Genomic DNA, 18,141 nt, shown 5'->3' on the forward strand with positions numbered 1-18,141 from the left:
TATTTAACTTACTTCCCTAGTATCATTAACTTAGTAATTTTACGTTCTTTTGCAATCAATAAAATACTAATTAATAAAATATCACAAATTGCTAATCCTAAACTAATTTTAAATAATAACCATCTATCATTAGAAATGAAAAAACAAACCATAAAGGAAAATTGCCAAAATACCAATAAAGCGAGATAAACCACGTTATGTTTTTCAAAAAAACTGTATCCAAAAACCCATTGTAATGCAAGTATTTGTTTAAACATCTCTAAATAATATATAGCAGAAAAGAAAAGTAACACAGCAGAAAGCACTAAAAATAGTGTACAACTAATTATAGTTAATTGAAGTTTTTCTGTATCATTTGATATCTTTTGCTCAACAAGTGAGTATGCAATAGATACAGGACTCCAAATATTATCAAAATTATACTTTTCAATTGTTCTTTTTGTTTTCTTAAAAGGAAACTCATTATCTCCATTTTTGGTATAATAGCCATAACCCATGGCAATTGAACTGGATGTATACATCGGCTCAAACTCATGCGTCAAAACCACCACTATTGGATCAATAATTTGATAATTCGTATCTACAGCCATTTGAGTAGTAAATGTAAAATAAGATTGTTCATTTTTTACATATAGTATCTTTATTTGTACTGAGTCAGGATTCTCATGATTTAGCATCATGGAATAATCTTTTTTTATTGTTGTTTTGATATCTTCTTGATTTGCTTCATATCTTTTAGGCACTAAAACCGTTATTTCAGATTTATTAGGTATTGGTAACTGTAACTTTTCACCATCAATTCCGTATACAGGATTGATTGATAAATAATTTCTATTAATAACGATTTGTTTTCCTTCCATTCCCCAAGGGTTAGGATTTAACTCATTATTCTTTTGATTGAAATAATAATAAGACGGAGCAATGTATATGGCTCCCTGATCCTCTAATTCCTTATATAAATTCTTGAATCGATTCAAACTATCTTCATTTTTGATATCAAATCTGTCTCCAGCCCCTACTTCCATACCTAGTGATGCATAATCTTTCATCAATTCCCATTTTTCTTGTTGTGTAATTGTTTTTTTGAGTTCAATAAAAGTGCTAATCCCTTGTTGCAGTGCAAGAATTAAGAACACAGCTAATATAAATCGAATCCCGAGATTAGAATAAAAGAATAGTTTTATGGGTTTTTTATTTTTAATCATTTGAGATATATGTATATTTTTACTACCAAGCCAAGTAACGATTATAATTAAAAGTATGACTAAGAATAAAAGAGAAATGTTTTCTATCCAAAAGCCTATAAAAGGTACTATTTGCTGATATTGATTGTAGTAATAAAGAAATATTAATAGACTCATGCTAGCCAGAAGAAATGAACCTAAAATGATATTTACATACCTTCTAAGTAAATATAATCCGATTTGCCAAAAACTATCTCCGTGCATATATTGAATAGCAATAGCTTTGTAATTGTTCATAACATCATAAGACATAGCTAGTAATAATAATAAACATAATACAAAACTTGTTGTATAGATCATGGTTTGATACGGATACTCTGTAAAAACAGATATTGATTCATTTTTTGTTATTTTTATTGAAAGTCCATTTTTCTCGGCCATTTGTTTAAATAACTTGATATTTTTAGAATTGTTTAAAGAATATGTACCTCTAATATCTTTAATTGATGCTGCTGCAATCATCGGCCGAATTTCTATTGGGTTAAAATTATGAAAAATCTCAATCTGACCAATTTGATTTTTATTATTAGTTTTTATAGTAGAAAGGAATGCTTCAGAATTACTATTTGAATTCAGGAATTCCCCTGTTTTTAATTTTAGCTGCTTAAAATATTGATCATAATCATATAATGCTACATAATACACGATTTTTTCTTGTTTATTTTTTGTAATTTCATGTGACGTCCTTTGCAGATTTACTTTAGCCTGCATTGCAATTTCTGATAAAATTTTAAAGTTTTCAACTTTATTTTTTTGAGGATTCCCTTCTTTTATTTCTAAATCAAAATTTTCCTCTGAATAGTTAACATCATAATTAAAAGCTTGAAACTGCAAGTATTCAAATTGTTTAATTGATAAAAAACTCACAATTGTAAAAGTAATAAAACTAAGAATAAATATTAATTTTTTCATAATATAACCTTTCTCTTATAATTGAATGATTCTTGAAAACAGATGAGACAAAGCTGTATCATGCGTTACTACAATAATTGTTTTTCCTTGCTGGTGTAACTTTTGAAAAAGAGAGGTAATAATATCACGATTTTCACTATCTAATGAACCAGTTGGTTCATCAGCTAAAATGAGAGTTGGGTTTTTAAGTAGTAGTCTAGCGATAGCAACACGCTGCTGTTCTCCTCCACTTAAAGTATGGACTTTCTCTTCACCATAGTTTGTAAGATCCACTTCCTTTAATACTGAGCATATCGCATCTTTTTTCTGTTTTTTATTTAACTTTCTATGTTTAATAGCAATTTCTAGATTACTATTTACAGATTCGTTATCTATTAATGCATAGTTTTGAAATATGAATCCAATATCATTTCTTAATAAGTCTCGTTTTTTCTTATTAGAATTTGTTTCCTTTCCTAACAATTTGATTTCACCAGAATCTGGATTTTCTAACATGCCAATAATATTTAAAAGTGTTGTCTTCCCCTTCCCACTTTTTCCATATATCCCAATAAACTCTCCTGCTTTTACTTCCAAATTAAAATTTTCAAAAAGAATTTTATTGTTAAAACTCTTATTCATATTATTTATAGAAATCATATAAATCCCACCTTAAAAACATTTTAAGGGGATTTATATAATTTCTATAAATCCCCACAATATCAATATATTTAATTAAAAAACATATTTTTGGTAAGTTACAGCATATGGTCCAGTAAAAGCTAAATGTAAAGCAGCTTTATAACCAGGCCCTACAGCTATACTCTTATAAGGAGTGCCATTTTTTGTGATTCCAGAGGCATGTACTCTAGAAGAATGATAATATATAGCGTAATGCTCCATTTTATTTTTATCAAAACCAGTATCAAAACTTTCTGCTGCAGAGGCTGCAATAGGTACTAGTGCTCCAATTCCCAACATAGCTGAAAGTGCTAAAGTAATTGCCTTCTTTTTCAATTTTATTCCCACCTTAAAAATCTTGTTTTTTATAATACTAAGAAAATATATTCTAATTTAAAAATTATGAAAGGTGCGCATCTTTCCAATTCATCTTAATCCAAATGGTATATTATAACAATAAGTTAATCGAAATATGCAAAATTGCATATTTTTACCTTAAATTAAATTTAATCCCAAAAACAAAAAAAAAAAAAAAAACTAGTTCTAAAATGAAGAACTAGCTTTTTGTACATTTACTTTCAATTTAAATCATCTAATTTACTTTTCTATAGTCCATCTTTAAGTTAGCGTTTCCTGATAATTCTAGGTATTCTACTGTAATTTTGTGTACACCAGCAGTCATCGGTATTTTTACTTTACGGATATCTCCTCCATTCGCAATCCAAGAATCAATTACCCGCTTATCGTCAACATATATTCTTACTCCATCATCTGCCTTAGCTTCAAATTCATAATTTCCATTCTCAAATAAACCTAATTTTGTAAATCTAGCAGAGAAATTATCATTAGGGATACTTGGATACGGAGAAGTGCTTCCCCAGTTAAAATCAATATTAATAAATCTATCTATTGACCATTTCCCCCCTTTTACAATTGCATCACCCTTTAAATCTTTATTGGCATAATACTCAGCTGTCCAATGTGGAAATGGCACTGCAGTAGCATATGGCTCGATACCAAATTCCACCTTACTTCCGCCACTTTCTTCTAAGTATTGTACTTCAATAAGGTGAACATCTTTTTCTGTAGACTTGCCAAGAATTGTTGCGCCTGTGTTGTCGTCAATAACTATCTTTCGAGCATCTTCTACAAATCCACCACTTCCATGCCAACGATCTATAACAAGTTTGCCATCAATATAAACTCGTAAGCCATCATCAGCTTTTCCACGAATAATATATTCACCTTTAGGTAAACGTTTTACGGTGGTATAGCGCGCAGAGAAATTATCCTTTGGTACCTTCAAAGTTGGAGCGCCTTCGCCATTATCTTCTGCAAGTTTTTGCTGTTGACCAAATGGCTTAATTACTCTTGCATCTACAGGAAGTCCTTGTAAATTCTTATTTGGATAATAATACGCCAACCAATGATCAAATGGAACTACATCAGAGAAGATACCCGCATTCCCTGTCAATTCATGAAAATCTGTATCTATTTTATGCTCTCCCGCTGTTAACTTTGGTAGTAGTGCACGTTTAATTTGTCCAATTGAATCATTATTCCATCCATCAATAATATTCTTACCGTCAAAATTTACTTTAACATAATCATCGGCAAGAGTTTGCATAAAATAATCCCCTGCTTCTAAATGTTGCGATTGATCAAATTTAGCCGAAAACTCATCATTTTTTTGTCCTTCTGGTGCACCTAATCCCCAATTATAATGAACTTGGCTTGTTTTTTCTTTGTAAACATTATTACTAGATGAAATATCAGCACCTGGAATAACAGCATAAAAATTATCAATATCCGGAGTCCAAACAAGATAATGATCTTGAGGAGTAGACATCCATTCATCATGTACAATTGCTGAACGGTGCCAAACTCTTTCAGCAGGATCAAAGATTTCCTCATATCCTACACCTGTCACAGCATGATTTTTATAAATTGGATGTGTTTGAGTTGTGATAATAGCCGGTCTATTTTTATCTATTTCTTTCTTATATTCCTCAAAAACAGCAGGGTTCACAGGCTTGTTCTTATATTCTTTAATAGTCACAGAATATTTCCCTGTTTTTTCCCAATACTCTTTCGTGCCTGCAATACCATCATTACCAAATGTATTACCTTGGGCATCTGTTTTCATTAATTTCGGTAGCGTATCAATAATATAAGTTTCATAATCTGCCTGATTATTTTTTAGACGTGGGAATCCATTATTTGCCCAATATACAGAAACATTTGCATATGCTGTAGGTAAACACCCATGAGTCCAGTCGTAGTCTGGCACATTCGGTATAAACTTATGATTATAATATGGAGCATTCGCTGAGCGAGTTAACCCATTAATTTTTTTTATATTTTCTATATTTGAGGTAGTGTTCTGTGCATTCGTAAATATATTTATTTCTTCTAATTTTTCCTTAAATACTGATTTTTTAGTGTTCAAATCAATGAAGGAACCTTCTATATCTGATTTTTGCAAATATGAAATAGGTGACACATAAATGCTATTCTCTTTATTAATTGTTTTGAATGGATTAGCACCTTTCCTTGTAGATTCTATTACACCCGGAATCTTTTCGTTACCGCTCACAATAATAAATCCATTTTCCTGGTCTGCTTTTTGTACAACAAAAAGATATGCAGTTATTTTTTTATTTTCGTCATATAATTTTCTATCAAATGCCAGCTTACTGTCTTTCCAATCAGTATTAGAATTATTCTGAATAATATTAAAATAATTCATTGCTTGTTGTGTCGCTTTCTCAATAGGGACAATCCTTAAATCTCCCTTTTCTTCGGCATTGACACTGGTTGTAGTGACGAAAAATAAAAATAAAAAGGTTAAAACGGTATAACTAGTTCGAAATACTTTAAACATACAAAAACTCCTTTTCTATAAAATTTTGAATTCTCACATATGATATAACAATATTTAGAAAAAAGTAAATTATTTTCCTATATAAAAATTTACATATTTTTAAAATTGAATTATAAATATATAGACTACTAAAAAGGGAGGTCCATAAATATGTGGAAGAAAACATTACTTATTTTTTGTTTATTATTTTCTATTTCTTTATCCGAAGGTGGCTTTGCATCTGCTCAAACAATCCCATCAAATGAAATGACTTCAAGTTTCTCTTACATTTTAAAGAGAAATGCCTTAATTATGGCTTATGCTGCTGAAGAGGCTAAAGAAGAAGGCACTTATCCTTGGAGTGTTGGATTGGCATTTGCCGAAAAAGTAAAGCCTGGTGGTGAATGGGATTATAAAACAAAATTCGGAAGAAAAAAACAGTTCATTTACAATGGCTACTTGATGAAAGGTGAAGACTTAGGAAATATTCACTTTGGTTATGTAGCAAGAGCTGGAACAATACCAATTGAACTATTAGCTGATATTGAAGGAGCTTACCAAATCTGGTATAGCGAGGAATTAAAAGGATGGGCTGATAATTATTTTGATCAAGAAAATGATGAAGCAGGTAGAGCATATGGGGTTATTTTATGGGATAACAAATTGCTTCCGAATCCCCAAGATCCACCACCTCCACCGGTGAAGCCTTTTGATCCTAGTGCAGAGAAACAAAAATTTAATGCTTTAACTGTTCAAGAAAAAACTAAAATTAAAGCAGATATACAACGTATCTCTAAAGAATTATCAAAGTAAATATATAAGATTTTGATAATGTAAACTGACCTCATAAATAGGGGTCAGTTTTTTATATTCCTTAAATATGCAATTATGCATATTTAAGGAATTCAATTGCTATAATATACCATTTATTCTAAAATGTTATAAGATTATGAATTAAGGAGATGCGATATGAAACCTATTATTAAAGGGGTAAGCATGAGTGTTTTAGCAATGAGTCTTTTACTTCCTTCTACTGTCAGTTTTGCGGATGAAAACATTGATTCTAGTCAAGACAAAAAAACTGTTGTCACATCAAAACCACCATCATTAGATCCTGAAGAAGGAAAAAAAATCCTTGAAATCGGAAAGGAAAAAGCTAGGAAAGCTTGGGAACAAGAAAATCAAAAAAATAAGATAAACAGAATGCGACCACCATCTGAAAGCTATTTTCGACCTGTTACACATTTTAAACAAAGTGATTGGTTTTATTGCGGACCAGCATCAGCACGCAGTGTTCTGACTTTCCACAAATCAGATAGTGGATCATCATTTCCAATACCAACTGAAGAACTTCTTGCTTCTTTAATGTTAACAACTAACCAAGGAACAAATTCTCTTAATTTGGCTTGGGGATTAAATGCATACAAAGACAATTATGATTTTGCTGATAGTACCTATGGAGCTATGAGCCCTAGTAGCATTAGGGAACTAGAAGTATTAGTAAAAAACAAATTATCAGATGGAACGAATGTACCGATTGTGCTGACAAATACACAACACATGGAACGTTATAAAAGAGCAGAAAAGAACTATAGGCATTTTATAGTAATTAATGGCTATCATGGTGCAGATAGAACAATGCAAATTGTCGATCCTAATCACAAATTAGATAAAGATGGAAAATCCTTAGGTGGTGTATATGAGGAGAAAGTAGACGAGAATGGAAAAGGAGTAGGAAAAGCCGTTCTAAGTGCAACAGGTGGCAATCCAACATTAGTATATTGAGAAATTTTAAAATATTATTGTTTATTCTATGTCTAGGTATACTTGTATCTTGCAGTCAAAACAAATCAAATATAAAAGAAAAAGAGCTTAATAGTACCTATACAGAATTAAAATTGGATTATGAAAACTATTACATGGCATCTACATCCAATAACAAAATGTACTTACCTGTTTCTGATAATACTAAAGAACGTCTACCTAATAAACTTCTTGCATATAATTTCTCTAATCAAACAGAAGAGACTATATTTCATTCGAAAATGGGTAGCGAGGCAAATATACAAGGGGTACATGCCAATGAAAAATGGTTATTATGGATGGATACCAATGCTATTGGATCAAAAACCATTCTATACGCAAAAAATTTAAGTAATGATAAGGAAAATCAAATCCATAAAACAAATGAAATTATAGAACCTTATCTTTATAACCATTATGTATCATGGATGGAAATTAATGAAGGTCAAAAAAATGCAGATATTATTCTCTATGACCTAGAAACCAATACAAAAACGAAAATAGACACTGTACAATCTTATGATACAGCTAGTACTGCACTTCATATGAATGAAGATAAATTAGTCTATACTAACTCTACTGAAAAACAAACTACCATAAGCACATATAGCTTGAAAAATAAAAATATAAACAAATATGTAGTTCCACAAAATAATGTTTTAGCTCCTAAAATTGTAGGTAACAAAATAGTCTATGTAAGCTTATCTAACGATGAAAAAACAAGTGAAAATTCAATTGAAAGTTATTTCATTTTGGATATGGACTCTAAGCAGGTAACACCACTCTCTATTGAAGGGGTAAATACCCAACAAGGAGATGGGATTGGATCTATGAGTGCAACTATGAATTATTGGGCATTTAGAACTGACAATCAAAAAATTTGGGTATACCAATTTAATAAAGATAGTTATAAAAAGATTAAATTAGATATTCCAAATGCATTTCAATTACGTATGTCAGAAAACGGAGACACCAATATTATATGTGACAACTCAAATACCTTCCCAGAAAAAGTACATGATTCTATTGTGTCCGTTTCATATGATAAATTAAAATCTGAATTTCAAAATAAAAAAACAGAGTCCTATATTAATTAAATATCCGAAACCTATTCTATAATTTAATTACTAAAAAATTGAGTCTATAAAAAAGCTATTTCTTTGAAATAGCTTTTTTATTTCCTTAAATGGCAGCGTTTCATTAAAAAAGAGTATATAGAAATGATAAAAAAACTTAATGCTATAAAAATGTAACTTACATATCAATCATTATCATAGTAGACAAAAAGGCTCACTTCTTATCTTTTTAAAATAAGAAGCTAACTTTGTCGTTTGGGGATGACTTGATTTTTTAAGTTGGTGGATGTGAGGTATTTAATTTCTTAGCTTGATGAGTATGGGATACTGCCAGCATTTCTTCTATCTTCTATATTTTTGTTGTAGGGTGTTATAAAATTCTTAAGTTAATAGGCCTTGAGTGGCATACATAGCAGAATTAACGAGTAAATGTAATAATCTCATCAACAGCTTTGATATAACCACCTGCCTCACGGAATGATTGACTAATTTTTTTGGCATTCTCTTTGTAAAGCGAATGCTGCAACACTTCATTAACGGCATGTTTTAAATCCTCGGCCGATAATTGCTGGATATTTAACATAAGTCCTGCGCCAAGTTCGTATACTCGCTCAGCAATCGTATGCTGATCATTTATAAATGGGAGCATAACTAGAGGTACTTCAAAATAAAGTGATTCACTTGTGCTATTCATTCCACAATGACTAATAAATACATCCGCTTGACGCAGTATATCTAATTGTGGAAGATAGTTACCAACAATAAAATTATCAGGTATATCTCCTAGCTGCTCCACTATTAATTGTTTGCCTATACTAAGTACTACTTTCGGATTGAGATCTTTTAAACCGACGAAACATTTTTGATAGAATTCAGGCTGATTATTAATTATGGTTCCCATAGAAATATAAATCACACGTTCTCCTTTTAATTCATCAACCGAAAAATCATTTAGAGTTTCATTTTCAGCAATGGAAGGACCGATAAAAATATAGCCAGCCTTAAAATCCTTGCTGTTTCTTTGGAAATAGCGAGAAGTAAAGACAATATTCAAATCGCCTGAACCCGGACAAAGTAAAAAATTATCAGATAGGGATACTTCATATTTTCCTTCTAAATATTGTTTCCTTTTTGCTATTTCTTCTAATTGCAAAAATGCTTGTAGCATGGCTAAACGTTCCTGTTTTTGTTCTATGTTTCTTGTTCCTGTCAGGTTCATATTTTCTTTTAGTTCTTGTGAAAAAACAAACGTGGTCCAAGTTGCAATAGATGCTAAACCTCTATGGTGAGCAACCCATTTTCCAGGTAAAGACTGTGCATCATAGAGGATGTAATCGTATGTTTCTTTGGAGATTTCTTCAAAAATGGAATCAGTAATTCTTTCCATAGCATGAAGGAAGTGTAATAAGTACTCTTGAGGATGGGAAGTCATAAGATTCATAGTTTCCGAAAGCTCTCTTTGTGCCTCTTGATTGATGGGACGGAATTGTGCACCTGCTTTTTTGATTTTTTCTTCAAAATCATTTGATGAATAATAGACAATGTTGTCTCCACGTTGTACTAAATCATGTACTAATCCTAATGTTGGATTTAAGTGTCCTTCTCCACCTATATTGATGTAAAGTGCTTTTTTCATCTTTATCCCCTCCAGTAAATTTGATATCGTAAAATGTAAACGATTTTTTATTTTGTTTGAATTATAACAAACAAAGTTAATTAATGTCTATTTTATTTTTGGGTATTCTTAATTTTTAGAGGGTGTTTTATTTAGATAACTTGATGGATATGTGGCCATACCCCACATCCATCAACTTAAGGATTTAGACTATTCTTAAACATAAAAGCACGTTACTATTCTCTTATGTTAATGAGAAAGGGTGACGTGCTTTTTATGAATATGCATCAAAAACAAGAGCTGTCTTTATTTGCCGAAGAGTTATATCGATATATGTCTCCCGCTACACTTAATCAATTAGCTATAGAAGCAGGCGGGATGAAACGAAAACGCAAGTGCCACGGGCACCATTTCTTATCTTTGTGTGTATGGTTAAATCAACAAATCGCTACTACCTCTCTTACTCAACTTTGTAGTCAATTAGAAACTTCAACAGGAATTTTATTAAGTCCGGAGGGACTGAATCGACGATTTAATTCGGCTTCAGTAGCCTTCTTTCGCACTGTATTTACTACACTTCTACAAGCTAAAATTGGAGGAGTATCTAAGATTTCTCATTCTCTTTCTTCTTATTTTGAACGGATTCTCGTCCTTGATTCTACAACCTTCCAAGTTCCAAATCGATTCGCAACTACTTATCCTGGTGCCGGAGGATGTAGTCATACAGCTGGTGTGAAAATTCAACTAGAGTATGACTTGTTGAGTGGAAAATTTTCTGATGTGGAAATTGAACCAGGAAAACGAAGTGATCAGGCATATAGTGCGACTCGAACAGGCATGGCACAAAAGAATGAACTATATATTCGTGACTTAGGATATTTTCGTCTACAAGATTTTAAGTCTATTCAAGATAAGCAAGGATATTATTTATCACGTCTTAAGTTACCAACTAAAATATATAGAAAAGAATTCGAAACAGTCGTATTTAAAACAAAACCCGCTCAATTGAGACCGGTATATATACAAATTCATTTGGAAGACATCATGAAACAATTACAACCTGGCCAAGTGTATGAATTACATGATGTATATGTGGGGAGTAAAGACAAACTGCCTACTCGCATTGTAGTTTATAGATGTACCGAGGAGCAAAAACAGAAACGCCTACGTGATCGAGCTATTCGCGAAAAGAAAAAAGGAATTACATATACAGAGCGTACAAAACTTTTACAAGGCATTACGGTATATATGACAAACATTCCTACGGAATGGGTACCAAAAGAGAAAATTTATGATCTATATTCACTGCGTTGGCAAATTGAACTGTTATTTAAAATATGGAAATCTTGGTTTCAAATTCATCGTTGTAAATCTATTAAACAAGAACGCTTAGAATGTCACCTGTATGGGCAACTCATTAGTATTCTATTATGTTCTTCTACTATGTTTAAAATGCGAGAACTCCTGTTACGTAAGAAACAGAAAGAGCTAAGTGAATATAAAGCGATGTACATAATTAAGGATTATTTTTTACTTTTTTACCAAGCATTACACAAAAACACCCAAGAATTATCAAAGGTTCTCCTTCGTCTGTTTAACCTCCTACAGCACAACGGACGAAAATCTCATCGATATGAGAAAAAGACAGTCTTTGATATTTTGGGTGTTGTATATGAGTATACCACTTCTACTCATCAGGTAGCATAGTAAAAAAATTGAAGCCCGTCAGGGTTTATTTGATATGCCAACTTTTATAAAATCCAGAAAAGATAATAAAAAACTATATGGAAAGAACACATTTTGTATAAAAATATACCTTAAGTTGATGGATGTGTGGCCATACCCCATGCCCATCAACCTAAGGAAAGCAAATACCCCAAAACGAGAAAATTGACATTTCCAGATGAAAATGTACAATTTTTTTGTTTTGGGGATGCTTCAAAATATTAGTTTGATAGCAATGTGTCTCTATCCATATAGGTTCGTGAATTACGGTACTATGACCATATCGTACAGCTAGTTGAGTGTTCAAATGTTTTTGGTCAAAGCTTTTCTCCTAATATCATATGAACTCACTTCATCACTCCATAATTTTTAGGTAGTGAACGATTTTAGATTACCTAAAATCACTATGATATCCTAAATAATATTTAAAAAGCTAAGTCCATACATCGCAGCAACTGTAAAAATGACTGTCCATACTGCTAGACTGACCGTCATCCAACTTATGACGTGTGTCCGGTTAGATCCAAATGTTAAAGCTAATACGGCTGCAATATCAGTTCCTACGAGAATTGGAGCTAGAAGAGCCAAACCTGGAATACCATATCGATCCCATATTTTTCTTGATCGGGTTTCTTTTTTAGAAGGTGTTGTTATACCTTTTTTTTGTTTTCTTGCTGCTTGCCATTTTGCATACTGTTTAAAGAAAAAACCGAGTAATAGAACCAAGATAAGATTTCCTGCAAATGCTGTTACTCCTACTGCAAATGGTTGTAATCCCCATGCGATACCAAGTGGTACAACAATTGATACATCCATCCATGGGGCAAATGCTAAAAGAAATAACACTACATATTGCCATAATGCCCCCGCATTTTGAGCCCACTCCACCATATTGTTTCATCCCCTTTGTTAAATACGATTTAAAATAAAAATAGTGGTTAACCAATAGACAATATATTGACCTGCACCTAGTAAACCAATGCACAATAATGGAACAAAATTATGTTGAGAAAAGAGAAAGCAAATCCCTGCCGTTACTGGAAACGCAATACTATAGTAAATATACACATTTCGGCAAGCCTTATAGGTTACCCACTGCTGCCCTTCATCTATTTCACGAAATTCGGATGGTATAAAACCAAATAGCCTAATCTTATCATGAGGATTCTTTCGGTTATAAATCCTTGTGAGAATGAGCCATAAAAAAGTAACCGTCACTAAAATCCCGAAACATAACTTAGCTAAAATGACTTGTGTATTCATAAGAGAAAATAGTAAAAATGCAATAATCAACACAAATATACTGGCCCCTATAAGTGGAGATCTTAAAACCTGTTTTATCATAATCGTTCCTCTCCCTTTAAATAAAAAACCTCTTCTACGGTAACTTGAAATACAGCAGCTAATTTTAACGCCATAGTGACAGATGGAGAATAATCACCTTTTTCTATTAATCCAATTGTCTGCCTTGTGACCCCAATTGCATCGGCCAAGTCTTGCTGAGTCCATCTAAATCGTGCTCGTAATTCTCTAACTCTGTTTTCTAGTATCATAATTCCCCTTTCCTCATTTACAATTACTGTAATTGTAAATGATTACTAACAAAATGTAAACAATCATTTGCATTATGTAATGAATAATTGCTAAACACGACATAAATTACCCTTATGTTAAAAAGGGAGTCCACCCCATCGCTATCAAGATACCAAAACAAAATACCCCATAAAATGAAAAAATACGCTATTCTTTCTGTAGAATCATAGGAAAGGATGGCGTTTTTGTATGTCTATTTCTGTATCTGATGAATTACAACTATTAGCTCAAGAAATTCAAAAATTCTTATCTCCAAATATCTTACGAGATCTTGCTAGAGATGTTGGTTTTGTACAAAGAACTAGTAAATACCAAGCAAAAGATTTAGTCGCTTTATGTGTATGGATGAGTCAAAATGTCGCTACAACTTCTTTAACCCAGTTATCTAGCTGTTTAGAAGCATCGACAGAAGTGCTCATCAGTCCTGAGGGACTGAATCAACGATTTAATAAAGCGGCTGTCCAATTTTTACAACACATATTATCTAAACTACTAAACCAAAAATTGGCCTCATCTATACCTATTCCTTCTCCATATACTTCTGTTTTCAAGCGTATTCGTATTTTAGATTCAACTGCATTTCAACTTCCAGATCCCTTTTCATTTGTTTATCCAGGTGCAGGAGGATGCAGCCATACAGCGGGGGTGAAGATTCAGCTAGAGTATGATCTATTAAGTGGCCAGTTCCTGCATATCCATACAGGTCCAGGTAAACAACATGATCGAACCTACGGTTCCCTGCGTGTTCCAACTGTGACAGCGAATGATTTATGTATCCGAGATTTAGGGTATTTTCATTTGAAAGATCTTAAACATATACAAGACCAAAAGGCTTACTATATCTCTCGTATCAAGTCGAATACACGTATTTATCAAAAAAATCCCAATCCTGATTATTTTCAAGATGGAAGAATTAAGAAAGGTACAGAGTATATTCAAATAGATATGGAGGGTTTAATGAGCTCTCTTCAACCAGGACAAACATGTGAAATAGCTGACGCTTATGTAGGAATGACTGATAAAGTGCCGACTCGTGTGATTGTTCATCGACTAACAAAAGAACAACAACAAAAACGATTACACGATCAAACTGTAAGAGAAAAAAAGAAAGGAATGAAGTATTCTGCTCGTAGTAAACGACTTAGCGGTATCAATGTATATATGACAAATACCTCTATAGATATTGTCCCGATGGGACAAGTACATGATTGGTATTCTTTACGTTGGCAAATCGAGCTTTTATTTAAAACGTGGAAATCATTCTTTCATATTCATCATTGTAAAAAGATAAAACGAGAACGATTAGAATGCCATTTGTATGGGCAACTGATTGCCATTTTACTTTGTTCTTCTACCATGTTTCAAATGCGACAATTGCTTCTTATGAAAAAGAAACGAGAACTGAGTGAATATAAGGCCATATATATGATTAAAGATTACTTTCTTCTTATTTTCCAAGCTATACAGAAAGACACCCAAGAGCTATCAAAGATTTTAATTCGCCTGTTCAACCTCCTACAGCAAAACGGGAGAAAATCTCATCGATATGAGAAGAAAACAGTCTTTGATATATTAGGTGTCATTTACAATTGTACCATGTTTGATAATCAAGCGGCTTAAATCAAAAAATTGAAACCCATTAGGGTTTATTTCGTATGCAAATCTTTAAATTCCCTACACGTAGCTTTTAAAAAAAAGAAACAACCTCTATTATAATTAACGTTTTATGGTCTTAGCTTGATAGCGATGTGGCCATACCCCACATCCATCAACTTAAGGAGTGTAAACACCCCCAAAACAAAAAATGAGCTGACTTCTCAAAATAACTAACTGTAGAGAAAGAGAATTTTCATTTAGGGGGTACTTTTATGCTAAAAAAAGGCTTATAAAGTTGGTAGCTCAAAAATTAAATTAGGATACTCCGTAAGTATATGCTAGACTTGGTTTACCATTTGATTTACTGTTTTCATGTCCTTTACGAGTCGGGGGGTCTTTGTTTCACGGAAAAAAAGCAGACTCTTATAAAAGAGCCTGCCTTCCCTAGTTTGTAAAATTAAGAAGCTTTACGTACGTTTGAAGCTTGAGGTCCACGTTGACCTTGCTCCAAATCAAAAGTCACTGCTTGACCTTCTTCTAAAGTTTTGTAACCTTCGCCTTGAATCGCTGAGAAATGAACGAATACATCGTCTCCACCTTCACGTTCGATGAATCCGAAGCCTTTTTCGCCATTAAACCATTTTACATTACCTTTTTCCATTTGTATTGCCTCCTAGTGTGTAAACACACACAATGTAATACTATCCTTGCTCTCAGTGATCATAAAGGTGAAAAGTTACAAATCCTTTACACCGAACAAAAATAATTCATTTTAATAATAACATTTTTTGTAATAAATGTAAAGGTGAAGAAAAGACGGCTACTATGTTTATGTAAATGTTAGAGCTAAAGAAAAACACGTTTCATAAAATAATGACGGAATATGAGGAAATAAAGTAGGATCTTTCTTATTAGAAATCCTACTTTTTCTTTGGTTGTAAGAATCTTGATGTTTTTGTATCAGAATAGTATTGTGTATATCGAAAAAAATAAAAGACAACTCCAATTAAGAGTTGTCTTTTTGTGTAATAAAATCCCCAAAATATGAAAATATACAAACGAATATAATACGCTATGGTTGATATTATAACAAAACCGATGAGTATTGAAAATAAAAAGAATGTAGTAATGATTTTTTAAGGTTTTAGTTAAAAAAGCCTCGAAAATAAACCTTTTATAAATGTTTCCTTTAAATATGATTATTGTATTTCGAGGGGTTCCTTATAAATCTTAGCTATATATTTTACAAAATCAATGACGGGATAGTATATGAGTGAACGGTGCTGCGTAAAACGAACCCCTGCTTTTTCCATTTTCGAAATGAGTTGTTCAACTTCCATCTCTTTTTGTTGTATTCTATCATAATTTTGATATACAATGTTTTTCCATTGATAGGAAGAGCCGTGAAAATAACTCTCCCCTTTTACCCTGTGACTAAATATAATTTCTATTTTTTCTCTACGTTGTTTTTCCTTCATATGCGCTTCTGTTGACTGCATGTTTATCGCCTCTTCCCTTTTTTGTTGTATAACAAAATTTGGTCTAACTCACCATACATAGCCAATGTACATTGTTCTAGTTGGGATTTGTCGTTTAATGCTATCTCATCCACTTTATTTGGTCTTCAAGTGCTTAATCTAATATATTGGATTTACATCTAAATAAGTTGTTAATGTGTATAAAACACTATCTATCTTTATTATAAAATGATTCTTTATAAGCATGCACCTTTTTACACTCACGAAGATTTATAACATGACGAGTATCTTCATCCATGAATGTTATTCTGAATTTACTGAGGTTAGTTTCTCTATTTAGGCTAACTAACATATTGTATGCCTCAGTATCTATTTTATAAAAAGGAAAATATATAACGGTCCCTCTTTTAATAAAAAAATCCTATAAAAATATAGCGCTCTTAAAAGGTTTTGTTACAAATTTATTATGTTTGACTTAAAAAAAGGAACGTAATATTTATTTGTAGAAAATTTTAAGAGTAAAAATAGAATGACTATCTGTGATAAGAAATGGGGGGACTTTTATGCTAACAAATGATTTAGATTTCCGATTAGAACCACGTTTAAAAGAACTGTATGAACAACATAAAATTAGAGCGCAGAAGATAGACTGGGGTTATCATGAGTTTTTACCATGGGATAAGGGAATGGACTTTAAAAGAGTTCCTTGGGATGAAAGTCAAGTTACTCTTCCTACTGGTGTAATTACAGCCATTGAAACAGCTTTATTAACAGAAGTGAATTTACCTTGGTTTACCACGTATTTATCTGCGACTTTTAAAGGCTCCCTCTCTGTTATTACAGACTTTATTCATACTTGGACATCAGAAGAGGATCAACATTCGAATCTATTGGAGACATATTTACTACTCACTCGAAGTGTGAATCCTAAACGAATACATGAATTAAGAAAGTCAGTCGTTGAGGGGGGATTTGAACCTGATTTTCATACACCAATCGAAGCTATGACGTATACGACGCTACAAGAACTTGCAACAATGGTGTTTTACAATAATGTTGCTAAGGTTGCAAGTAAGCATGATCCAGATCTTGCTACGTTATTACGTCGTCTTGCCAAAGATGAGACTCTTCATTATGCTTTTTATCGAGACGTCATTCGAACACATTTGGAATTAGAACCTAATTATTGCTATCATATTGCCAATGTAATTAAGAATTTTAAAATGCCAGGTGCCGTCATGCCTGATTTTGAAAATAGAATGGCTGTAATTGCAAAAGAAGCGAACTATGGACCACTACAATATTTTGATCAAGTACTTGATGTAGTGATTGAGTATTGGGGTTTAAAAGCCCTACGACCAATTGCACCTCTAGCTGAAAAAGCAAGAATTGAGATTTTGGATTACCACACAAGATTGAAAAAAATAAGGGATCGATTTGGTCGTTTTCAAGGGAAAAACTGATCTACGTTAATGAGTAGAGGTTTCAGAATATACGAGGGGAAATTCCCCTTCCCTTTATGGGAAATCTGACACACTCCCTATGTTTTTTGTGCTATTTTTATTCGATTTGATTT

Annotated in this window: 16 protein-coding genes and 1 pseudogene; 7 read left to right on the forward strand and 10 right to left on the reverse strand. The window is 32.4% G+C overall.

The window, feature by feature from the left end; genetic code table 11:
- Positions 1–8: 8 nt before the first annotated feature.
- The 4 genes from NST86_RS29620 to NST86_RS29635 all read right to left on the reverse strand — a co-directional run bounded on the left by NST86_RS29620 (position 9) and on the right by NST86_RS29635 (position 5,700).
- Entirely contained in the window at positions 9–2,156 is a 2,148-nt protein-coding gene (locus NST86_RS29620) for a DUF1430 domain-containing protein (RefSeq protein ID WP_086424160.1), read from the reverse strand.
- Positions 2,157–2,171: 15 nt separating this feature from the next.
- A complete protein-coding gene (locus NST86_RS29625; protein ID WP_061663963.1) occupies positions 2,172–2,795 on the reverse strand; it encodes a putative bacteriocin export ABC transporter in 624 nt (207 codons plus the stop codon).
- 75 nt (positions 2,796–2,870) lie between these two features.
- Complete coding sequence (locus NST86_RS29630; RefSeq protein ID WP_061663964.1) at positions 2,871–3,152, reverse strand: hypothetical protein; 282 nt, start codon at positions 3,150–3,152, stop codon at positions 2,871–2,873.
- A gap of 256 nt (positions 3,153–3,408) precedes the next feature.
- The gene (locus tag NST86_RS29635; RefSeq protein WP_086424161.1) at positions 3,409–5,700 is read right to left on the reverse strand and encodes a PA14 domain-containing protein; all 2,292 of its coding nucleotides are present in this window, start codon (positions 5,698–5,700) and stop codon (positions 3,409–3,411) included.
- Positions 5,701–5,850: 150 nt separating this feature from the next.
- Between NST86_RS29635 and NST86_RS29640 the strand changes: the two genes are divergently transcribed.
- The 3 genes from NST86_RS29640 (at position 5,851) to NST86_RS29650 (ending at position 8,579) form a co-directional block, all read left to right on the forward strand.
- On the forward strand, positions 5,851–6,492 hold the full coding sequence (locus NST86_RS29640) for a polymorphic toxin type 44 domain-containing protein (protein ID WP_086400825.1): 642 nt from the start codon (positions 5,851–5,853) through the stop codon (positions 6,490–6,492).
- A 156-nt stretch (positions 6,493–6,648) separates the two neighbouring features.
- The gene (locus NST86_RS29645; RefSeq protein ID WP_086400824.1) at positions 6,649–7,464 is read left to right on the forward strand and encodes a C39 family peptidase; all 816 of its coding nucleotides are present in this window, start codon (positions 6,649–6,651) and stop codon (positions 7,462–7,464) included.
- Positions 7,465–7,598: 134 nt separating this feature from the next.
- The gene (locus NST86_RS29650; protein ID WP_227593390.1) at positions 7,599–8,579 is read left to right on the forward strand and encodes a hypothetical protein; all 981 of its coding nucleotides are present in this window, start codon (positions 7,599–7,601) and stop codon (positions 8,577–8,579) included.
- Positions 8,580–8,976: 397 nt separating this feature from the next.
- On the opposite strand, the gene NST86_RS29655 is transcribed toward NST86_RS29650, so the two are convergent.
- Positions 8,977–10,194 (reverse strand): macrolide family glycosyltransferase, encoded by a 1,218-nt coding sequence (locus NST86_RS29655; RefSeq protein WP_086424163.1) that lies wholly within the window; start codon positions 10,192–10,194, stop codon positions 8,977–8,979.
- A gap of 255 nt (positions 10,195–10,449) precedes the next feature.
- Here NST86_RS29655 and NST86_RS29660 point away from each other — a divergent pair, with 255 nt between their 5' ends.
- On the forward strand, positions 10,450–11,880 hold the full coding sequence (locus NST86_RS29660) for an IS4 family transposase (RefSeq protein WP_086423324.1): 1,431 nt from the start codon (positions 10,450–10,452) through the stop codon (positions 11,878–11,880).
- 432 nt (positions 11,881–12,312) lie between these two features.
- Here NST86_RS29660 and NST86_RS29665 read toward each other — a convergent pair whose 3' ends face one another.
- From NST86_RS29665 to NST86_RS29675, 3 genes are read right to left on the reverse strand one after another with little or no spacing between them, the layout of a single operon-like run.
- Positions 12,313–12,789: a small multi-drug export protein gene (locus tag NST86_RS29665; protein WP_000230643.1), complete on the reverse strand. Its 477-nt coding sequence runs from the start codon at positions 12,787–12,789 to the stop codon at positions 12,313–12,315.
- Between the two features lie 18 nt (positions 12,790–12,807).
- Positions 12,808–13,242 (reverse strand): hypothetical protein, encoded by a 435-nt coding sequence (locus NST86_RS29670; RefSeq protein ID WP_086424164.1) that lies wholly within the window; start codon positions 13,240–13,242, stop codon positions 12,808–12,810.
- Positions 13,239–13,451 carry a helix-turn-helix transcriptional regulator gene (locus NST86_RS29675; protein WP_000599740.1) on the reverse strand — a complete coding sequence of 71 codons (213 nt, stop codon included), beginning with the start codon at positions 13,449–13,451 and terminating at the stop codon, positions 13,239–13,241. The genes NST86_RS29670 and NST86_RS29675 overlap by 4 nt, the downstream gene beginning before the upstream one ends.
- 229 nt (positions 13,452–13,680) lie before the next feature.
- Here NST86_RS29675 and NST86_RS29680 point away from each other — a divergent pair, with 229 nt between their 5' ends.
- Positions 13,681–15,111, forward strand: coding sequence for an IS4 family transposase (locus NST86_RS29680; RefSeq protein WP_016098534.1), 1,431 nt, complete (start codon positions 13,681–13,683; stop codon positions 15,109–15,111).
- A gap of 433 nt (positions 15,112–15,544) precedes the next feature.
- Here NST86_RS29680 and NST86_RS29685 read toward each other — a convergent pair whose 3' ends face one another.
- Entirely contained in the window at positions 15,545–15,748 is a 204-nt protein-coding gene (locus tag NST86_RS29685; protein ID WP_000410775.1) for a cold-shock protein, read from the reverse strand.
- Between the two features lie 131 nt (positions 15,749–15,879).
- Here NST86_RS29685 and NST86_RS29690 point away from each other — a divergent pair.
- A pseudogene (locus tag NST86_RS29690) lies at positions 15,880–15,987 on the forward strand (integrase); the annotation flags it as partial.
- Between the two features lie 299 nt (positions 15,988–16,286).
- Here NST86_RS29690 and NST86_RS29695 read toward each other — a convergent pair.
- The gene (locus tag NST86_RS29695) at positions 16,287–16,586 is read right to left on the reverse strand and encodes a hypothetical protein (protein ID WP_001191997.1); all 300 of its coding nucleotides are present in this window, start codon (positions 16,584–16,586) and stop codon (positions 16,287–16,289) included.
- Positions 16,587–17,128: 542 nt separating this feature from the next.
- Here NST86_RS29695 and NST86_RS29700 point away from each other — a divergent pair.
- Positions 17,129–18,028 (forward strand): acyl-ACP desaturase, encoded by a 900-nt coding sequence (locus NST86_RS29700; protein ID WP_000957108.1) that lies wholly within the window; start codon positions 17,129–17,131, stop codon positions 18,026–18,028.
- Positions 18,029–18,141 lie beyond the last annotated feature (113 nt).

This window comes from Bacillus sp. FSL L8-0199, from assembly GCF_038005705.1.
GTDB classification, from domain to species: Bacteria; Bacillota; Bacilli; order Bacillales; family Bacillaceae_G; genus Bacillus_A; species Bacillus_A cereus.

What these genes read in the sequence shown, in the direction of transcription:
- NST86_RS29625 (WP_061663963.1), bottom strand. Translation starts at nt 2,795, where the DNA reads ATGATTTCTATAAATAATATGAATAAGAGTTTTAACAATAAAATTCTT.
- NST86_RS29695 (WP_001191997.1), bottom strand. Translation starts at nt 16,586, where the DNA reads ATGCAGTCAACAGAAGCGCATATGAAGGAAAAACAACGTAGAGAAAAA.
- NST86_RS29650 (WP_227593390.1), top strand. Translation starts at nt 7,599, where the DNA reads ATGGCATCTACATCCAATAACAAAATGTACTTACCTGTTTCTGATAAT.
- NST86_RS29675 (WP_000599740.1), bottom strand. Translation starts at nt 13,451, where the DNA reads ATGATACTAGAAAACAGAGTTAGAGAATTACGAGCACGATTTAGATGG.
- NST86_RS29685 (WP_000410775.1), bottom strand. Translation starts at nt 15,748, where the DNA reads ATGGAAAAAGGTAATGTAAAATGGTTTAATGGCGAAAAAGGCTTCGGA.
- NST86_RS29665 (WP_000230643.1), bottom strand. Translation starts at nt 12,789, where the DNA reads ATGGTGGAGTGGGCTCAAAATGCGGGGGCATTATGGCAATATGTAGTG.
- NST86_RS29635 (WP_086424161.1), bottom strand. Translation starts at nt 5,700, where the DNA reads ATGTTTAAAGTATTTCGAACTAGTTATACCGTTTTAACCTTTTTATTT.
- NST86_RS29640 (WP_086400825.1), top strand. Translation starts at nt 5,851, where the DNA reads ATGTGGAAGAAAACATTACTTATTTTTTGTTTATTATTTTCTATTTCT.
- NST86_RS29680 (WP_016098534.1), top strand. Translation starts at nt 13,681, where the DNA reads ATGTCTATTTCTGTATCTGATGAATTACAACTATTAGCTCAAGAAATT.
- NST86_RS29645 (WP_086400824.1), top strand. Translation starts at nt 6,649, where the DNA reads ATGAAACCTATTATTAAAGGGGTAAGCATGAGTGTTTTAGCAATGAGT.
- NST86_RS29655 (WP_086424163.1), bottom strand. Translation starts at nt 10,194, where the DNA reads ATGAAAAAAGCACTTTACATCAATATAGGTGGAGAAGGACACTTAAAT.
- NST86_RS29660 (WP_086423324.1), top strand. Translation starts at nt 10,450, where the DNA reads ATGAATATGCATCAAAAACAAGAGCTGTCTTTATTTGCCGAAGAGTTA.
- NST86_RS29670 (WP_086424164.1), bottom strand. Translation starts at nt 13,242, where the DNA reads ATGATAAAACAGGTTTTAAGATCTCCACTTATAGGGGCCAGTATATTT.
- NST86_RS29700 (WP_000957108.1), top strand. Translation starts at nt 17,129, where the DNA reads ATGCTAACAAATGATTTAGATTTCCGATTAGAACCACGTTTAAAAGAA.
- NST86_RS29620 (WP_086424160.1), bottom strand. Translation starts at nt 2,156, where the DNA reads ATGAAAAAATTAATATTTATTCTTAGTTTTATTACTTTTACAATTGTG.